The sequence below is a fragment of the Ornithinibacillus halotolerans genome, assembly GCF_014637405.1.
Taxonomy (GTDB): Bacteria; Bacillota; Bacilli; order Bacillales; family Amphibacillaceae; genus Ornithinibacillus; species Ornithinibacillus halotolerans.
Window position 1 is genome coordinate 80,874 of the sequence record NZ_BMEY01000015.1, and the last position, 16,863, is coordinate 97,736.

At 35.9% G+C, this 16,863-nt stretch carries 20 protein-coding genes; 8 read left to right on the top strand and 12 right to left on the bottom strand.

The features are described from left to right. Positions 1-177: 177 nt before the first annotated feature. Positions 178-927: a hypothetical protein gene (locus tag IEV35_RS14085; RefSeq protein ID WP_188385301.1), complete on the bottom strand. Its 750-nt coding sequence runs from the start codon at positions 925-927 to the stop codon at positions 178-180. 259 nt (positions 928-1,186) lie between these two features. Here IEV35_RS14085 and IEV35_RS14090 point away from each other — a divergent pair, with 259 nt between their 5' ends. From IEV35_RS14090 to IEV35_RS14100, 3 genes are read left to right on the top strand one after another with little or no spacing between them, the layout of a single operon-like run. After that, complete coding sequence (locus IEV35_RS14090; protein ID WP_188385302.1) at positions 1,187-1,879, top strand: DUF1538 domain-containing protein; 693 nt, start codon at positions 1,187-1,189, stop codon at positions 1,877-1,879. Beyond that, positions 1,876-2,646: a DUF1538 domain-containing protein gene (locus IEV35_RS14095; RefSeq protein ID WP_188385303.1), complete on the top strand. Its 771-nt coding sequence runs from the start codon at positions 1,876-1,878 to the stop codon at positions 2,644-2,646. Before IEV35_RS14090 ends, IEV35_RS14095 begins: the two co-directional genes overlap by 4 nt. After that, positions 2,600-3,337 carry a P-II family nitrogen regulator gene (locus tag IEV35_RS14100; RefSeq protein ID WP_188385304.1) on the top strand — a complete coding sequence of 246 codons (738 nt, stop codon included), beginning with the start codon at positions 2,600-2,602 and terminating at the stop codon, positions 3,335-3,337. The genes IEV35_RS14095 and IEV35_RS14100 overlap by 47 nt, the downstream gene beginning before the upstream one ends. 41 nt (positions 3,338-3,378) lie before the next feature. Here the strand turns inward: IEV35_RS14100 and IEV35_RS14105 are convergent, their stop codons facing one another. Together IEV35_RS14105 and IEV35_RS14110 are read right to left on the bottom strand one after the other, a co-directional pair. Next, positions 3,379-3,525: a hypothetical protein gene (locus IEV35_RS14105; RefSeq protein WP_188385305.1), complete on the bottom strand. Its 147-nt coding sequence runs from the start codon at positions 3,523-3,525 to the stop codon at positions 3,379-3,381. A gap of 111 nt (positions 3,526-3,636) precedes the next feature. Then, on the bottom strand, positions 3,637-5,334 hold the full coding sequence (locus tag IEV35_RS14110) for an FAD-binding dehydrogenase (RefSeq protein ID WP_188385306.1): 1,698 nt from the start codon (positions 5,332-5,334) through the stop codon (positions 3,637-3,639). Positions 5,335-5,532: 198 nt separating this feature from the next. Between IEV35_RS14110 and IEV35_RS14115 the strand changes: the two genes are divergently transcribed. Together IEV35_RS14115 and IEV35_RS14120 are read left to right on the top strand one after the other, a co-directional pair. Continuing rightward, on the top strand, positions 5,533-6,126 hold the full coding sequence (locus IEV35_RS14115) for a sigma-70 family RNA polymerase sigma factor (RefSeq protein WP_188385307.1): 594 nt from the start codon (positions 5,533-5,535) through the stop codon (positions 6,124-6,126). Beyond that, entirely contained in the window at positions 6,119-7,303 is a 1,185-nt protein-coding gene (locus IEV35_RS14120) for a hypothetical protein (protein WP_188385308.1), read from the top strand. Before IEV35_RS14115 ends, IEV35_RS14120 begins: the two co-directional genes overlap by 8 nt. A gap of 40 nt (positions 7,304-7,343) precedes the next feature. On the opposite strand, the gene IEV35_RS14125 is transcribed toward IEV35_RS14120, so the two are convergent. The 6 genes from IEV35_RS14125 to IEV35_RS14150 all read right to left on the bottom strand — a co-directional run bounded on the left by IEV35_RS14125 (position 7,344) and on the right by IEV35_RS14150 (position 11,012). After that, positions 7,344-7,547 carry a CDGSH iron-sulfur domain-containing protein gene (locus IEV35_RS14125; protein WP_188385309.1) on the bottom strand — a complete coding sequence of 68 codons (204 nt, stop codon included), beginning with the start codon at positions 7,545-7,547 and terminating at the stop codon, positions 7,344-7,346. A gap of 65 nt (positions 7,548-7,612) precedes the next feature. Then, positions 7,613-8,542: a fumarylacetoacetate hydrolase family protein gene (locus IEV35_RS14130; RefSeq protein WP_188385310.1), complete on the bottom strand. Its 930-nt coding sequence runs from the start codon at positions 8,540-8,542 to the stop codon at positions 7,613-7,615. Positions 8,543-8,616: 74 nt separating this feature from the next. Next, positions 8,617-9,186 (bottom strand): GNAT family N-acetyltransferase, encoded by a 570-nt coding sequence (locus IEV35_RS14135; RefSeq protein WP_188385311.1) that lies wholly within the window; start codon positions 9,184-9,186, stop codon positions 8,617-8,619. A 56-nt stretch (positions 9,187-9,242) separates the two neighbouring features. Next, the gene (locus tag IEV35_RS14140) at positions 9,243-9,662 is read right to left on the bottom strand and encodes a VOC family protein (RefSeq protein WP_188385312.1); all 420 of its coding nucleotides are present in this window, start codon (positions 9,660-9,662) and stop codon (positions 9,243-9,245) included. 105 nt (positions 9,663-9,767) lie between these two features. After that, entirely contained in the window at positions 9,768-10,334 is a 567-nt protein-coding gene (locus IEV35_RS14145; RefSeq protein ID WP_188385313.1) for a DJ-1/PfpI family protein, read from the bottom strand. Positions 10,335-10,487: 153 nt separating this feature from the next. Then, the gene (locus tag IEV35_RS14150) at positions 10,488-11,012 is read right to left on the bottom strand and encodes a D-glycero-alpha-D-manno-heptose-1,7-bisphosphate 7-phosphatase (protein WP_188385314.1); all 525 of its coding nucleotides are present in this window, start codon (positions 11,010-11,012) and stop codon (positions 10,488-10,490) included. 156 nt (positions 11,013-11,168) lie between these two features. Here IEV35_RS14150 and IEV35_RS14155 point away from each other — a divergent pair, with 156 nt between their 5' ends. Both IEV35_RS14155 and guaC read left to right on the top strand, forming a co-directional pair. After that, positions 11,169-11,822 carry a YdeI/OmpD-associated family protein gene (locus IEV35_RS14155; protein ID WP_188385315.1) on the top strand — a complete coding sequence of 218 codons (654 nt, stop codon included), beginning with the start codon at positions 11,169-11,171 and terminating at the stop codon, positions 11,820-11,822. Positions 11,823-12,629: 807 nt separating this feature from the next. Continuing rightward, positions 12,630-13,613 carry a GMP reductase gene (guaC, locus tag IEV35_RS14160; protein ID WP_188385316.1) on the top strand — a complete coding sequence of 328 codons (984 nt, stop codon included), beginning with the start codon at positions 12,630-12,632 and terminating at the stop codon, positions 13,611-13,613. Between the two features lie 39 nt (positions 13,614-13,652). Here guaC and spxA read toward each other — a convergent pair whose 3' ends face one another. The 3 genes from spxA to IEV35_RS14175 all read right to left on the bottom strand — a co-directional run bounded on the left by spxA (position 13,653) and on the right by IEV35_RS14175 (position 15,915). Further along, entirely contained in the window at positions 13,653-14,048 is a 396-nt protein-coding gene (spxA, locus tag IEV35_RS14165; protein ID WP_188385317.1) for a transcriptional regulator SpxA, read from the bottom strand. 276 nt (positions 14,049-14,324) lie between these two features. Next, a complete protein-coding gene (locus IEV35_RS14170) occupies positions 14,325-14,729 on the bottom strand; it encodes a hypothetical protein (protein WP_188385318.1) in 405 nt (134 codons plus the stop codon). 94 nt (positions 14,730-14,823) lie between these two features. Next, positions 14,824-15,915, bottom strand: coding sequence for a metallophosphoesterase (locus IEV35_RS14175; RefSeq protein ID WP_188385319.1), 1,092 nt, complete (start codon positions 15,913-15,915; stop codon positions 14,824-14,826). A gap of 223 nt (positions 15,916-16,138) precedes the next feature. Here IEV35_RS14175 and IEV35_RS14180 point away from each other — a divergent pair, with 223 nt between their 5' ends. Then, positions 16,139-16,696 carry a CDP-alcohol phosphatidyltransferase family protein gene (locus tag IEV35_RS14180; RefSeq protein ID WP_188385320.1) on the top strand — a complete coding sequence of 186 codons (558 nt, stop codon included), beginning with the start codon at positions 16,139-16,141 and terminating at the stop codon, positions 16,694-16,696. Positions 16,697-16,863 lie beyond the last annotated feature (167 nt).

Sequence of the window (16,863 nt, forward strand, 5' to 3'; positions counted from 1 at the left end):
TCCGGAAATATACTTCGCTTTCCGCGGGCGGCTGCTGAGCCTCCTCGTGCTAACGCACTGCGGGGTCTCACCTATGCCTTTCCTCCCGCAGGAGTCTACGTATATTTCCGGAGCTAATGTATCGTATTGTTCGGCTTTAAAATTAGAAATTTAGTTTTGTCCCAACCTCTATAATGATTATCCACCCTTCTTCTCTTTCTTCTCATTCCCTATGAGTAATCCTATTGGTTTATCTGACTTGGTAAAAAATTTATATAATACGGATGAAGTAAGTTTAACACTTTCCTCAATTTTCTCTGCAATAAAACTAGTGCGCTCAAATATAATAGAACGAATATGGTTTAATTCACGATTGTTTTTCTCAAGAATTGCATCCTGTTTTTCCAGATGATTAATTACTTTATCCTGTTTTTCGTTGGTGTGAACTGCTTGCTCAAGTAATGTTTCTTGACCATTTACAAGGGTCTCTACTTTACTATTAACCTGTTGATTCATCGAGAAAAATTCCTCTACTTGCTGCATCATTAATTGATTGGACTCATGGATCCGATTAATTTCTTGTAAAATCTCTTCATTAACTTCGCTATTTGATTGCACTATTCGATGAAGTTCTTGATTATTTTGCTTTAACAACTTAATCCACCCCCTCATCTCCTTCTCAAATTCTTGATGCTTTTGTTCACTTTGTTTAATAACTTCTATATCATGCTTAACTTCCTGCCAACGATTTTCGTCATTATGTCGATGCTTTTGGAGTGATATTTTAAAGTTTTTCATCGACTGATGAAATGAATCATTTAGTTTATTTTGATTTTCTATTAGTTCCTTTAAATAATTTGTCTCGTAATAGGATTGATTAGGCTCTTTTATAGAAGCATTATTTTTGAACACTGTTGGATGTAATTTTTTATTAATAAATAAACTCATGGGTACTCTCCCCTTTATGCCCTATAAGTTACAGTACTTTATTCTATGCGTTAGGTAAGAACACTGGGACGATTTCATAAAAAACAAGGTGAATTCTCTTAATATTTCGCACAAATATTTCTGAAAATACCAAATAACTGATATAATTTAAAAGTATAAGTATAATTTTTTCCCCTATCCGTTTCAAGGTAGTTATCCTTTTTCGCTCTTATATCTATTTTGCTTTTTGTTTCTATGATCAAACGAAAGGTGGTTTTATATGGACAATATTAGAGAAACAATTAAAGAAGTAATTATGTCTATTGTTCCAATAACAATAATTATTACAATTCTACAATTCACTTTAATATGGCTCCCAATGGAAACATTTCTTCAATTTTTAATTGGTGCATTTATGGTTGGACTTGGACTTATTTTATTCTTATTAGGAGTAAATGTTGGATTACAGCCTGTTGGTGAATTAATTGGCTCAGCATTATCTAAAACAAAAAAGGTATGGATGATTGTCTTATTTGGATTTATTTTAGGGGTGGTTGTAACAATTGCAGAGCCTGATGTGAGAGTACTTGGAACCCAAGTTGATAGTGTGTCAGGTGGGTCAATTCCACAATCGATATTAATATTATCTGTAGCATTAGGTGTAGGGATTTTTGTTGCACTTGCCATGCTTCGTATCATTCTAAATATAAATATTGTTTATTTATTAATAGTTGGGTATACCATAGCGTTTATCCTTGCTCTGTTTACACCAGCCACATTTGTGCCCATTTCATTTGATTCTGGTGGGGTTACTACTGGGCCCTTAACTGTACCATTTATTTTGGCATTAGGAGTTGGTGTTGCTACAGTTATTCGAGGGAAGTCATCATCTAGTGACGGGTTTGGCTTAGTCGCTCTTGCTTCCATAGGACCAATTATTTCGGTTCTACTGCTAGGGGTGATTTACGGATGAGCTTGCATATTTTTGAAGGTTTCTCTGATGTTTTGTTGGAAGTATTGAGTGCGCTTACACCATTAGCTATTCTGTTTCTGTTCTTTCAGATAATATTTTTAAAACTTCCTATGCGTCGTATATTTGATATTGGTGTAGGTTTTCTATTAACCTTCCTCGGTTTATCCATATTCTTACAAGGTGTACATATAGGATTTTTACCTGTCGGAGAGATTATGGGACAAAAGTTAGGTTCACTATCTTATAAGTGGATTTTATTACCGGTTGGATTTGTCATTGGATTTTTCGTCGTCTATGCTGAACCTGCTGTCGCAGTATTAACGAAACAGGTGGAAAAAGTATCTGGTGGATACATTCCAGGAAAGATCCTCTTATACACATTGTCAATTGGAGTTGGTCTTGCAATTGTTTGTGCCTTCATTCGAATTTTCTTAGGCATTTCCCTATGGTATTTTATTGTTCCTGGTTATATAATAGCCTTAATTATGGTTAAGTTTTCCTCTAAGACATTTACATCCATCGCTTTTGATTCTGGCGGTGTTGCAACTGGACCGATGACTGCAACTTTCTTATTAGCTTTATTTGTTGGCGTTGCTGGCGTGACAGATGGAAGAGATCCTCTACTTGACGGTTTTGGTATGGTTGCTCTTGTTGCACTGGCACCAATCTTAAGTGTTCTGACCCTTGGAATTTTATATGGTAGGAAGGAGAAGAAACAAAATGCCCAAAATGAGGCTGAATCAAAAGCTTATTATCACGATCGTTAAAAAGGAAAAAGCAAAAAAGATTGTTCAAGCTTCCAAAAAGGCAGGCGCCAGAGGGGGAACAACTCTTTTAGGAAATGGATTTCGCGCGGATGAAAAAATGCGCTTTATGGGAATACCTGTTGAACGAGAACGCGAAATTATTTTAACGCTTGTTACGGAAGATATTTATCAAAACGTATTAAATACCATTATTACAACAGCAAAATTAAAAGAAAAGAAACAGGGTATCGCATTTGTCATTAACACAAAACAAGTAACTGGAATTTGTCATATGCTCGGATTAGAAACAGAATATGAAACAGAAGTTAAGGAGGGTTCAATCACGATGAATGAGGAGAAAGTTCTTTATGATTTAATTGTTACTATTGTTAATAAAGGGGATTCAGACAAAGTGATTGATGCCTCAAAAAGAGCTGGAGCTGAAGGCGGTACGATTATAAATGGTCGTGGAACCGGTATTCATGAGCAGGCAAAACTCTTCAATATTCTTATTGAACCAGAAAAAGAAGTAATTTTGACGCTTATTTCAAGAGATAAAACATCTACAGTCCTTGATGCAATTAATAAAGATGCGGAGTTAAATACGCCTGGAAAAGGGATTGCTTTTGTATTAGAAGTGGAAAAGACGGTTGGGATTAACCATATATTAAACAGTATGGTTAGCGAAAAAATGAATGAGAGTAAAGAATAATATAAAGGCATTCGCAATATAAATGCGAATGCCTTTTTTTACTAATCCTTACGATTCAAGTATTCATCTGGTTTTCCATCTCCATGAGCCGAACTATTTTTAAATTGACTCTTTCTACCGTTACGATGTTCGCCATGATTTCTATTCTCTTTAAACATATTATTAAATTCCTTTTCTTTATTTACCATTTTTCATCGCCTCCTCGTGTTAGTTTTTGAACATATGGGAAACTTATACATAGTGCTCGTTCTTTACGTTTTAAGAGGCAATGAAAATCTAAATCGTTTAAAACTTTAACTTTAGTATTCCAAAACAGGATTAGTGTTAACAGTAACAATTCCCTTTCCAAGTTCCTCGGCAACACTCCTACCAGCAACACGTCCTGAGAATAAGCATCCTCCAAGGAAGGTCCCTTCTAACGCTCTATACCCATGAGCACCACCACCACCAAAGCCAGCTACTTCTCCTGCAGCATATAAGCCTGGAATAGGTTGACCATTATCACCTAACACTCTTGCAGACAAATCTGTTTGAAGACCGCCTAATGTTTTTCGGCTTAATATATTTAATCGAACAGCAATTAATGGTCCATTTTGGGGATCAAGTATTTTATGAGGGGAAGCAACACGTATTAACTTATCACCTCGATAATGCCTTGCACCACGTAATGCTGTTATTTGTAGATCCTTTGTAAACTTGTTCTCCATCTCCCTATCCCTGGCGGCAATCTGTTCTTCTATTTTTTCCAGATGTAACAAATTTTCTCCCGTTAATTCATTCATCCCTTTTACCAATTCAGATAGTGAATTAGCTACTATAAAATCTTCACCTTTATCCATAAATGCTTTAACAGGTGCTGGTGGACCAGGGAGTATCCTTGATAATAACTTACGAATGCTTTTTTCTGTTAAATCAGGATTTTGCTCTGAGCCAGATAAGGCAAATTCTTTTTCAATAATTTTCTCCGTTAAAATATACCAAGAATAATCATAACCTGACTTCATAATAGCTTCCAATGTCCCTAGTGTATCAAAGCCCGGAAAATTTGGTGCCCCAAAACGATTCCCTACTGCATCAAGCCAAATGGAGGATGGGCCTGGTAAAATCCGAATGCCATGTGCTGGCCAAATGGGATTCCAGTTTTTAATTCCTTCTGTGTAATGCCACATACGATCTCTGTTAACGATTTGGCCACCAGCCTGTTCCGTAATGGCTAGCATCCTTCCATCCACATGAGCTGGAACACCTGATATCATATTTTTCGGAGGAACTCCCAATCGACTCGGCCAGTTTTTACGAATAAGTTCAAAATTAGCCCCTATTCCTCCACTTGCAACTATAACTGCCTCCGCTTCATAAGAAAACTCACCAATAATCTTTCTAGAGCTTTCCTCTCCTCGCGCTACATCACTAGGCTCCAATATTGAGCCACGAACACCAGCTACCCTATTAACTTCCTGAATTAACGAATCCACTTGGTGCCTAGGAAGGTATTCCACTAATCCATTATTTATATACTCCCTGACTTTTTTCTCAAACGGACTTACTACTCCTGGCCCAGTTCCCCATACAATGTGAAATCTCGGAACAGAATTGCCATGCCCATCCGCTAGATAGCCACCACGTTCTGCCCAACCGACAACAGGAAAAAACCGAATTCCTAAACTTCTTAACCAATCTCTTTTTTCTCCAGCAGCAAATTCAACATACGCACGAGCCCACTTTTTGCCCCAATAATCTTCATCTTCTTCGCGGTCAAAACCCGCTGTTCCTAACCAGTCCTGCCAGGCTAAATCTAAAGAATCCTTAATACCCATACGACGTTGTTCTGGAGAATCCACTAGAAATAAGCCCCCAAACGACCACCAAGCTTGTCCACCTAAAGCTGATTCTGGCTCTTGATCAAGTAATAGCACCTTTTTTCCTGCATCGGCTAACTCTGTAGTTGCAACTAACCCGGCAAGACCAGCTCCAACCACGATACAGTCATACTTCATTTGATTTCCCCCTTTAAATCAACTGCAACATCTTTCCTTCAGTATATTAAATTAGCCACGCATATTACAATAATATTGGGAAAATTGTAAACATAATTACAACCTTTTCCAGTTGTGATAGACTACAATTAGAAAACATGAAACATCTCGTTAAATCATTCCGTCTTATAAACGATTAGGTAGTTAGGAGGAAATAGAGTGGGCCACTCGAAAGCTTTCCATCCTTCATACGACAAAGAGGGCATAAAGGAACTGCAGTCCAATCCAGCCCTCGCCATTGAAAAAATTATGGATATGTATGGAGATGAAATAAAACGACTAGTATTTGCATACTTAAAAAATGCAGCAGATACAGATGATGTTACACAAGAGGTATTCGTAACAATTTACCAGAAGTTAAATACATTTCAAGGAAATTCAACATTAAAGAGTTGGATTTACTCTATTGCTATTAATAAATGTAAGGACTATTTAAGAAGTTGGCATGCCCGTAATAAGCGGTTGCGAGAAAAACTAATCACCTCATCTCATACACAAAAGAAAGAAGAAATAACTCCGGAAGAATTGACACTTCAGAAGGATCATTCGAGTGAATTACTTCAAACGGTTATGAATTTACCGATCAAATATCGTGAAGTAATCATCTTATTTTATTTTAAAGACCTTAGCACGAAAGAAATAAGTGAGGTATTGAACATGAACGAAGCGACTGTTCGTACAAGACTAAACCGAGGTCGGTTAAAATTGAAAGATAGCTTATCTGCTGAAAAAGGTGGTGTCAACCATGGATAAGCGATTACACGATTTAAAAGATGAATTTAATAACATTCCCATTTCCTTTTCAGATACAAACCGAAAGGCAGTGCGTACGAAGATTCAAGAACTAGAAAGAAAGCCGGTTCAAAAGCAAGTCTCTTTGATCCCAAAAGTTATAACCGGTATGGCCATTTCTGTTGCGGTATTGATTTTTGTTATTACCATTAATAATCAACCGAATTTACTTAATACTACTTCAAATGACAATGCAGCAGTTGAGGATAGTATAGAAGGTTCGGAAATGGAAATATTCGATGCAGATGAAGATTCTGCTTCTAATTTCGAAGTAATTGAAGAAGAAAAATCAACTGCTCAGGACAATCTAACTAATTATTCTAGCAATACTTTGTTTAACCCTGAAACCATTCAAGCAAATGGTCGGTATGGCAATATGTTCGTAGAATCAGTTACTGAGTCCAAAGACTCAACAATCATCTCCTTTACAGGGAGTGGTTCCATTAGCGGACAATTTATTGATGATAATCCATTGAAATTTCTTCCAGATGAGGAATCACTATTAGAGCTACCAATTGCTGAAACAGATGTCAATCGAGAAATTTCCTTTTATTTTAAGAATGAAGATTTAGCTCGTTATTATAAAAATAACATGGAATCTGCAACAAATGGTGTGGCTAAGTTTGATATTATCAAATTGGAATACCATCATTCCCAGGATATAGGAAGTAAAGTTTACGTAACTATTTTAGATGAATATGGGATTCCTTCTATCTCTTTAACAGAGCATGAGTCAACAATAGAATTATCTGATGAGTTATTAACCATTTATAAACAATATGAGGCTACATTTGATGAAGAACTGCTAAAGGGACTGAGTCCATTTGACGTCTTTAGACTTCATTATCATGCTATTTTTGAAAATAATCTCGATGTGGAATATGGCCTGTATATTAAAAATGAGAATTCCATCTATCCAGATAAAGAAGCATTCCTTTCGGAGCGGAGTGATTCTTCAACTGACGAATCTGAAAAACATTATTACAATATGTTAGAAATTAATCATTTTGATGAAACATATCTATCCGACAATGAAGCATTGATTCGTTTTACTCTGGATAACCATCATATGGCATTCCGACTTCATAAAGATGAGGAACTAGGTGTATGGAAAGTTGGATGGCTAGCATTACAATAAGTAAAAATCCGTAACCCCAATTTTGGGATTACGGATTTTTTCATTCTGCTCGTGGTGCACTTTCAAAGTCAATTTTGCGATGAGTACCGTCACAGAATGGTTTTTTAGCTGAATGCCCACAACGACATAGAGAAAAACTCTTTTTCGTCTCAAATACATTACCTTCCGCATCAATTAATTCCACATCACCTGTAATACGTAAGGAGCCATTGTCATTTACTTTAATAACAACCTTTTCACTCATGTTATCCCTCCTTATACGATTAGGAAACATACTATCATTTTACGAGTGTGCATTTCGATTTATGTCTAAACAAGTCCTTCAGTAATACGGTTCTTCATCGTACCTATCTTCTCTATTTCTAATGTTACAACATCTCCAGGTTGTAGGAATTTAGGATCTTCCATCCCAAAGGCAACCCCCTCAGGAGTGCCTGTCATTATAATATCTCCTGGATTTAATGTCATGATATTTGATATAAATTCAATTAAATACGGAACATCAAAGATAAATTTATCCGTATTGGATGACTGACGTAGTTCGCCGTTAACATAGCATCGAACATCAAGCTTACCTGGATCTTCTATTTCATCAGCAGTTACAATCCATGGTCCAATCGGTGTACTTTTATCAACCGATTTTCCTTGTAACCATTGTGGTGTCCGTTTTTGTAGATCACGTGCAGATATATCGTTACCAATTGTATATCCAGCAATATAATTAAGGGCATCTTCTTTCTTTACTTTAGAAGCTTCCTTCCCTATAACAACTGTCAGCTCCACTTCATAATCTAGCTTTTCAGTTAGTGGCGTTTTTTCAATATCATCATTGGGTCCTATTAATGCGTTAGCAAACTTAGCAAAAAGCACCGGAATTTCTGGAATATCACTTTTCATCTCTTGTGCATGCTCTATATAGTTTCTACCGACACAGATAATTTTAGATGGCTCTGGAATTGGTGTGCCTAAATAAACATCTTCAAGCGATAAGTAGTGTAAGGCATATTGATCATTGTTCTTCAATTGTCTATGTAATTCCTTTGCAACTTCAATTGCTGGACTTCCTAATTTATAAAAACTTGTCGGATCAGCTGGGATGATTCCCTCAATCCTTGTCCTATCAACATCAGGATTGACAGCTCGATACGCATCTTGTAAATTTATCACATTTTCATCTATAACAATTCCCACTCGTAACGATTCATTAGTATTTTTTAATCGGTAACTTACTAGTTTCATTGCTGCACCTCTATTTACTATTTGATACTATTAGTATATAATTTTTCAAAAATTAAGTAAATTATCAGTTGCTATCACTTATTTTCTAAGTATTCACGCCTTAACATTGAATAAACGACTGTATGATGGAAAACTTCTCCATCAAAGTCTGTATCTCTTAGTACACCTTCCTTGGTAAACCCAAACTTTTCTAGGAGCTTCATGGAGCCAACATTCCCTTCAAATATATCCCCTACTAATCGGTTGAGTTTCAATGTATCAAAAAAGAACGGTAAAATTGATTGAAGAATCTCTGTCATTACTCCCTTTCTTTGAAAGTCCTCTCGAATCACCGCACCCATCTCTGCTTTTCGATGCCAAAGATGCAATTTATGCAGACGAAACTGGCCAATAACCTCATTACTTTCTTTATGTACAATAACCCATGGAATTTCCTTTTGTTCAGTAAATCTGGTTAAATAAGTAGTGATAAGTAACTTTACATCTTCTTCACCCAAAACAGGGTGGGGAGTGATAAACTTCATCGTTGTTTTATCACTCAAGATTGGAAATAATGCTTTTGAATCTTCTAATGCTACACCACGTAATAAATAATGGTCGGTTTCTAGAATAGGAATATCTGTTATAAAATTTTCTTCATACATATTTATTCCTCCGTAAAATGAAAGGGCATGGATTTTGTTCCACACCCTAACTCCAATTAATTTTCGGTTGTTGATACTTTCCACAATATACCAAAACGGTCTTGAACTTGTCCATATAGTGGGCTCCAAAATGTTTCTTGTAATGGCATTTCAACTTCTCCGCCTTGCTCAAGTTTGGCAAAAACAGCTTTTGTATTATCGGCCCCTTTAATCATGATTGCAATGGATAGATGATTTCCTACTTGATATGGCCTCCCCGGAAAGTTATCGGATATCATTAGTACCGACCCACCGATTTTTAGATGCGCATGAAGTACCATATCCTTTGCTTCCTCGGGCAGAGAATGACCCTCCATAGGATTTTCCCCAAATGTCTGAAAACTAATTAACTCTGCTTGGAGAACATCTTTATAAAATTCTACTGCTTCTTGGCCATTTCCATTTGTTACTAAATAAGGACTAATCTCTTGGATCAATTGTTCCACCTCAAATAATTCATTTTATTTATTATGAGGGTTACCATATTGATAGAATTTTAGTCAAAATGAAGGAGCAGCCGATATGGCTACTCCTTTTTAATATTAAGCTTCTACCTTGGCCCCATTAACTTGTTTTACAAATTCTTTCATTAATCCAGGTAAATCTGGCCATGCATGACCAGAGATTAAGTTGCGATCAACATGATTCGGCTCTGATACATACGTGGAACCAAGTGCTTCCACTTCTGGCTTACAAGCAATGTAAGCTGTTAGCTGACGGTCTTTCATATGTTCACGTACAGTAGTTAGTACTTGAGCTGCGTGACATACTGCAGCAATTGGCTTATCTGCTTCAAAGAAGTGACTCACAATGGCTGGAACATGTTCATTCAACCGCATATGTTCTGGTGCTCTACCACCAGGAATAATTAACCCATCGTAGTCTTCTGGATTGATATCAGCGAAACTTGCAGACGCCTCAATCAAATACCCTTCCTTTTCTGTGTATGTTTCCCAACCGATGAAGTCATGTACAACAGTATGTAGTTTCTTAGGTGATGATGCAGCAATTGTTGTTTCAAAGCCTTCCTCTAGACAACGAAAGTAAGGATAATAGATTTCTAAGGCTTCCACTGCATCTCCAGCTAGAATTAATACTTTTTTGGACATATATACTCCTCCTCTTTTTAATATTAACAGCTCTAATACTATATTCGATGAGTATGTTAAATATCCTTCCAAATTTTAGGTATTTACATAAACTTAAAGAAGTTCGACTATCTTCGGGCTGGGTAGTCCCCTCTTTCCTGAAAAACATGGTAATTAACTTATTAACCATTTTGCGAAATCATATAAACGTTCAAATTCCATATCTGCATTTGTATTCGATTTTTCCCGTTTACCAACTAAGACCGTCTTCACACCAGCAGCTTTACCTGCTTCAATATCTGGGTCCCGATCTCCTACCATATAACTGTTTTCTAAATTTACATCATGTCTCTTCGCTAAATCAACAATCATTTGTGGCTCTGGTTTTCGACAAGCGCATCCTGCATGTGGCTTATGCGGACAATAGGCAATGTCATCAATAAAGGCACCGTATTTCTCTAGTTCATGTTTCATTTTCCCATGTACCCTTTCGAGTTCTTTCTCTTTCATATAACCTAAGCCAATCCCCCCTTGATTTGTCACAACAAAGACTTTGTACTCTGCATCGTTTAACAATTTAATGGCTTCGCCTACTTTTTCAAGCAAATAAAAATCACTCGGTTTATTTACAAACTTCACTCGCTTAGTTAATACCTCGTTTATCACACCATCACGATCTAAAAAGATTCCTGCTTTCATCTTGTATTACCTCCTTATATCTACATAACTAGTATTCCCAACCTAATCCAGTTTCTTCATTGACATAATTTTTAAAGAAATGTAAGTTCAATATAACTATTGTACATAATGAAGCTATTCATTTTATGTTACTAGTAAATATGAGGAGTGTACTTAATGTCTGTAATTGATAAGCTTAAACTAACAAAATATATTCAAATGACTGTCATCAACGAACCTAATGATTATTCCGTATTTGACGGATTTCCAACTGAACTATCAGAGAATCATGATGCTATCTTTATTTTTGTAGAGACATTAGATGAAATGAAAACAAAAGTTAACCAAATTATTACAAGCAAGGAAGTACTAAAAGAGAAAGGATATCTTTTTTTCGCTTATCCTAAAAAAGGAAATAAACGCTACGAAACGTTTGTTCACCGTGATGATATCTTTCCTGCTCTACATGTTGATGAAGATGGTTATGTGAATGGTAGTGATATTAAGTTCTCCCGAATGGTAAGTATGGATGATGTGTTCACCGTTGTTGGCTTAAAGCACGAGAAAAAGAAAGAAAAGAAAACAACTCCAGCAAGTCAGTGTGTAGCTGATTACGAAGGAAAAGAACCAGATATAGAGATGCTGCTAGTTAACCACTCTAAGGAATTAAAATTCTACCAAAGTCTCACACCAGGGTATCGCAGAGATTGGGCACGCTATATCTTTTCTGCTAAACAGCAAAAAACGAGAGATAAACGAGCCGAACAAATGATTGATATATTATCACAAGGCTATAAAACGATGGATCTGTATCGAATGAAGAAGAAATAAGCATTTGGCTGTAATGAGTGCTCTTATTGGTGGAATATCTCATTCAAAGAGCACTTATATTAATTATGAATGACGGTTGACGATGGATTTCCTAGGTAACGGGCACTCATCTCCACTATGAGTGACGGTTGACCATGGATTTTCTTTGTAACGGGCACTCATCTCTGCCATGAGTGACAGTTGACCATGGATTTCCTAGGTAACGGGCACTCATCTCCACTATGAATGACGGTTGACCATGGATTTTCTTTGTAACGGGCACTCATCTCCACTATGAGTGACGGTTGACCATGGATTTTCTTTGTAACGGGCACTCATCTCCACTATGAGTGACGGTTGACCATGGATTTTCTTTGCTAAGGTCACTCATCTCTGCCATGAGTGACAGTTGACGATGAATTTCTAATGCAACGGGCACTCATCTCCACTATGAGTGACGGTTGACGATGGATTTTCATTGCTACGGGCACTCATTTCCAACATGAGTGACGCTCGATCCACAAACTTCAATGCAACGGGCACTCATCTCTGCCATGAGTGACCCTCGATCCACAAACTTCAATACAACAGGCACTCACCACAACAATGAGTGCCTTTTACTATAAGAAAAACAATAGATCAGTTAGTTAACATAAAAAAAATATTATATTTAATGGCTTCAACCTACGTTAAAACTATTATTCTAACAGCATTTAGTATATCCTTATAAACTATATTTGACACACTAAACAAAATGTAGTAAATTAGCTAATGGCGAACGATTTATGTTCACTATAAATAAAATATTCGTGTTTAGGGGTGCAAATTATGGAAAACGTATTTGATTACGAAGATATTCAGTTAATTCCTGCAAAATGTATTGTGAAAAGCCGTTCTGAATGTGATACATCAGTTACATTTGGTGGCCGAAAATTTAAATTACCGGTTGTTCCAGCAAACATGCAAACAATCATTGATGAAAAAATTGCATTGCAATTAGCTGAAGATGGATATTTTTACATCATGCATCGTTTCCAGCCCGAAAAGCGTATTGATTTTATAAAGGATATGCAAGAACGTGGATTATACGCGTCCATTAGTGTTGGTGTTAAAGAAGAAGAATATAGATTTGTCGAAGAGTTAGCAGAAGAAAATCTAACTCCTGAATATATAACTATTGATATTGCTCACGGTCATTCTAATCAAGTTATTGAAATGATCCAACATATTAAGAAACATCTACCAAATAGCTTTGTTATTGCTGGTAATGTTGGTACTCCTGAAGCAGTCCGTGAATTAGAAAATGCTGGTGCGGATGCAACAAAAGTAGGTATCGGACCAGGTAAAGTATGTATTACGAAAATTAAAACTGGATTTGGAACTGGCGGTTGGCAATTAGCAGCATTACGCTGGTGTGCAAAAGCTGCAAGTAAACCAATTATTGCGGATGGCGGCATCCGTACACATGGCGATATTGCAAAATCTGTTCGTTTTGGTGCTTCAATGGTAATGATTGGATCACTTTTTGCAGGTCATGAAGAATCTCCAGGAGAAACAGTTGAAAAAGACGGTAAACTATTTAAAGAATACTTTGGCTCTGCATCTGAATTCCAAAAAGGAGAAAGAAAGAATGTGGAAGGTAAAAAGATGCTTGTGGAGCATAGAGGTGCATTGAAAGATACGTTAACGGAAATGGAACAAGACTTACAATCATCCATCTCTTACGCAGGTGGTAATAAACTTGATGCTATCCGTAATGTAGACTATGTTGTTGTCAAGAATTCTATTTTTAACGGAGACAAAGTTTACTAAATATAGCAAAAGGTGAGTACAAAATTGTACTCACCTTTTTTAATCAACCATTTTCTGTAGTTGATGCAACTGGAATGTGCGAACCGATCTTGGTAAGAAGCGACGAATCTCATCTTCGTTATAACCCACTTGAAGACGTTTTTCATCAATAATAATCGGTCTTCTTAATAAACCAGGATTTTCTTGGATTAGTTGATAGAGCTCCTTCATTGGAAGCTGTTCAATATCAACATCAATTTCCTTGAAAACCTTAGAACGTTCAGAAATAATTTCTTCTGTACCATCTTCAGTTAAACGTAATATCCCTTTAATTTCCTCGAATGATAGCGGTTCCGAAAAAATATTACGTTCTTTGTATGGTATGTTATTCGCCTGGAACCATGCTTTTGCCTTTCTACAGGATGTACAACTTGGTGTAACGTATAGTGTTACCATGTAATTACTTCCTTTCTCTCTAGAAGAGATCTGACAAACACATCGACAGATACTTAGACTCATGTATTCCCAAAAAATTATATATTTAATTATCCTTAATTCAATATAATTTTATTACAGCTAGGGATTAGTGTCAACATCATCCCTTGACTCTATTATCATTATACCATTATAAAACCTATGTTTGCTATAGTTTTTCAAAAATTAAATCCTTTGCCTATTTCTAATAAAAACTTCAAACACACAATAGAAAGTTTACCCAAAAATGTTTAAAAATTATGCACTAAGTTTTGAATTGATATGATTATAGATATCTTTTAAGGGATAACCATGCATGCCGCTAATAATGAGCCTTCCCTTATTATAGGAAATACGTATTCCATTTTTCATTAACGTAATTTTCTTTATTTCTTCTAGCCTGATAACCTTTGGTTTCTTGCTTTCCACGACATGAATTGCTTCATTGGTAACAACAATCTTCTTAACAGGTTGAGTGAGATAAACAAGAGGTACTCCAATAAGTCCACCTGCTGCCCCTCCACCCAATGCAAATAAAAAGGCATTCATTATTTGGAAGCCATCCCCTTGTGTTACAATACCAACAATGAATGCAAGTAACGAAATTATTGCCCCGACAATAATCATCTTCTTATATTTATTTTTATTACCTAAATACTCCATTACCTTACGCTCCTTATTAAATACTTATAAAGTAAGTGTACCAAAGGTATTAGGAGTGACAATGGTAGTAAAGTTCTATTTATTAGCTTTTTTCTTAGGTACGTTTAATACATTCTTTAGGTATCCAGCCAACTTCACCACTTGTTTTCTTTACTAGTGCATAGCCCTCACAATCATCATCTATTATTTTCACATATTCTCCATTCTTTACAGTTAAAAAAGTCACGCTAAGATCATCTTTACTGAAAGTATGCCCGCCTTGTTCAATGAGATATTCATTCTTAATCCACTGAATACAACCTAGTTTTTTATTTATGCATTGAGTAAAAAATTGCTCTTTTTGCGTAATTTCCATTTCATAGTTCGGATATGTGACAGTTCCAACTCGCTTAGTCGTATCGATATGTTCTTTAACAATCATTACTTCGTTTACTAATTCATCGACATATGTATAAGAAAGATTACCCCCCTCAATGATTAGCGCGTTAAGCTGTCCGTCTTGTTTAATTAGATTTCCTCCATCAATGGATATTATCCGTTTATCTAAATCTATTAATGGATTATGGGAACTTACTTGTTCTGAACGGTAATTCACGACCGGCCAATGTCCAACAATAACCGTTTTGTCTAACTGATGGCCCTTATTATAAAAAGCTTTTTCATAGAGAACTGTATCTTCATCAGTTTTTAACCAATCCTGCGAATCAATCCCCGCATGTACAATAATATAATCTTCTATCTCAATCGCGGTAGGCAGGGATTCCAGCCAGTTAATTTCATTTGCAAAATGTTTACGATAAAAATTTGCTAGCTCTTCTAGATTAGAAAAATCATCAAGTGAGTAACCAATACTATCGATCATCTCATTTAAAACAGACATTTTCCTATTTCTCATGTATTGGAAAATCCCTTCATTGCCATTAAATACATAGCGATGAACAACATCACAATTCCCCTTTATCACATAAACATTGGGGGTGTCTTTTACTAATGATTGTACATAGTCGATAACCGCTAAACTATTTGGTCCCTTTTCACAAAGATCCCCATTTATGATTAAATAATCATCCTTAGAATAATTTACTTTAGTTAATAACTTTTTAAATAGGCTTAGATTTGCGTGAATATCTGAGGTGATGATTACTCGATTTGCATTGTTTAACTTTATCTGTTGAACATTTAACATCTAATAATCCCTTCTCTTCTTTTAGTTTTTCTATCAATAGATTATCTAACTACGAGAATGGTAGCAATGTATTTTTCTAATAAATATTGATAAACGCCTTCTATCTATCCTACCACTTTCTCTAGTCAACAAGCTTCTGCTTTCCAATATTCCCCAGAAATATTACAATATAATAAAGGGAGTTCACAAACTTCAATGTTCATTGCTTCTAGGGGGAAAAGAAATGAAGCTCACAAAAAGAGAAATTTTCACAATACCTAATATCCTTTCTTATATAAGGCTGCTTTTAATACCTGTTTTCGTATATATTTACATAACTGCCGATCATGCCGAAGCTTATTATATTGCTGCTTTTATTATTCTAGTATCTGGACTAACCGATATGCTAGATGGTTGGATTGCTAGAAAGTTTAATCAAATAACTGAATTAGGGAAAACGGTTGACCCAATAGCAGACAAGCTAACCCAGGCTGCAATACTTGGTTGTTTAATGTTTCGCTATGACTACATGTGGATTCTAGTAATCTTACTCGTCGTCAAAGAGTTATTTATGGGAATTAACGGTCTAATATTACTAAAAAGAGGTAAAAAACTCGATGGCGCAATGTGGTTTGGAAAAGTATCTACCGCTGTATTTTACGTAGCAACATTTATATTAATCGGTTTTCCCGAAATAAGTTCCCAAGTTGCATCTCTATTAATCTTATCTACTGGTGCTTTTCTAGCATTAGCATTTGTCTTATACATACCAGAGTTTTTAAAGCTTTATCGAAAAGTTTAATTTATCAATATAACAATTAAAAAATTAGTAGATAAGTATGGAGGCTGGGACAAAACCCCAGTAAATTAATATAAGCATGGTCCTTACCAACGTTTTAATGGTAAGGACCATGCTTATTATTTTTTGCACGCAATTTTCTGATATTAAAGTAAACAAAAAGGACACCA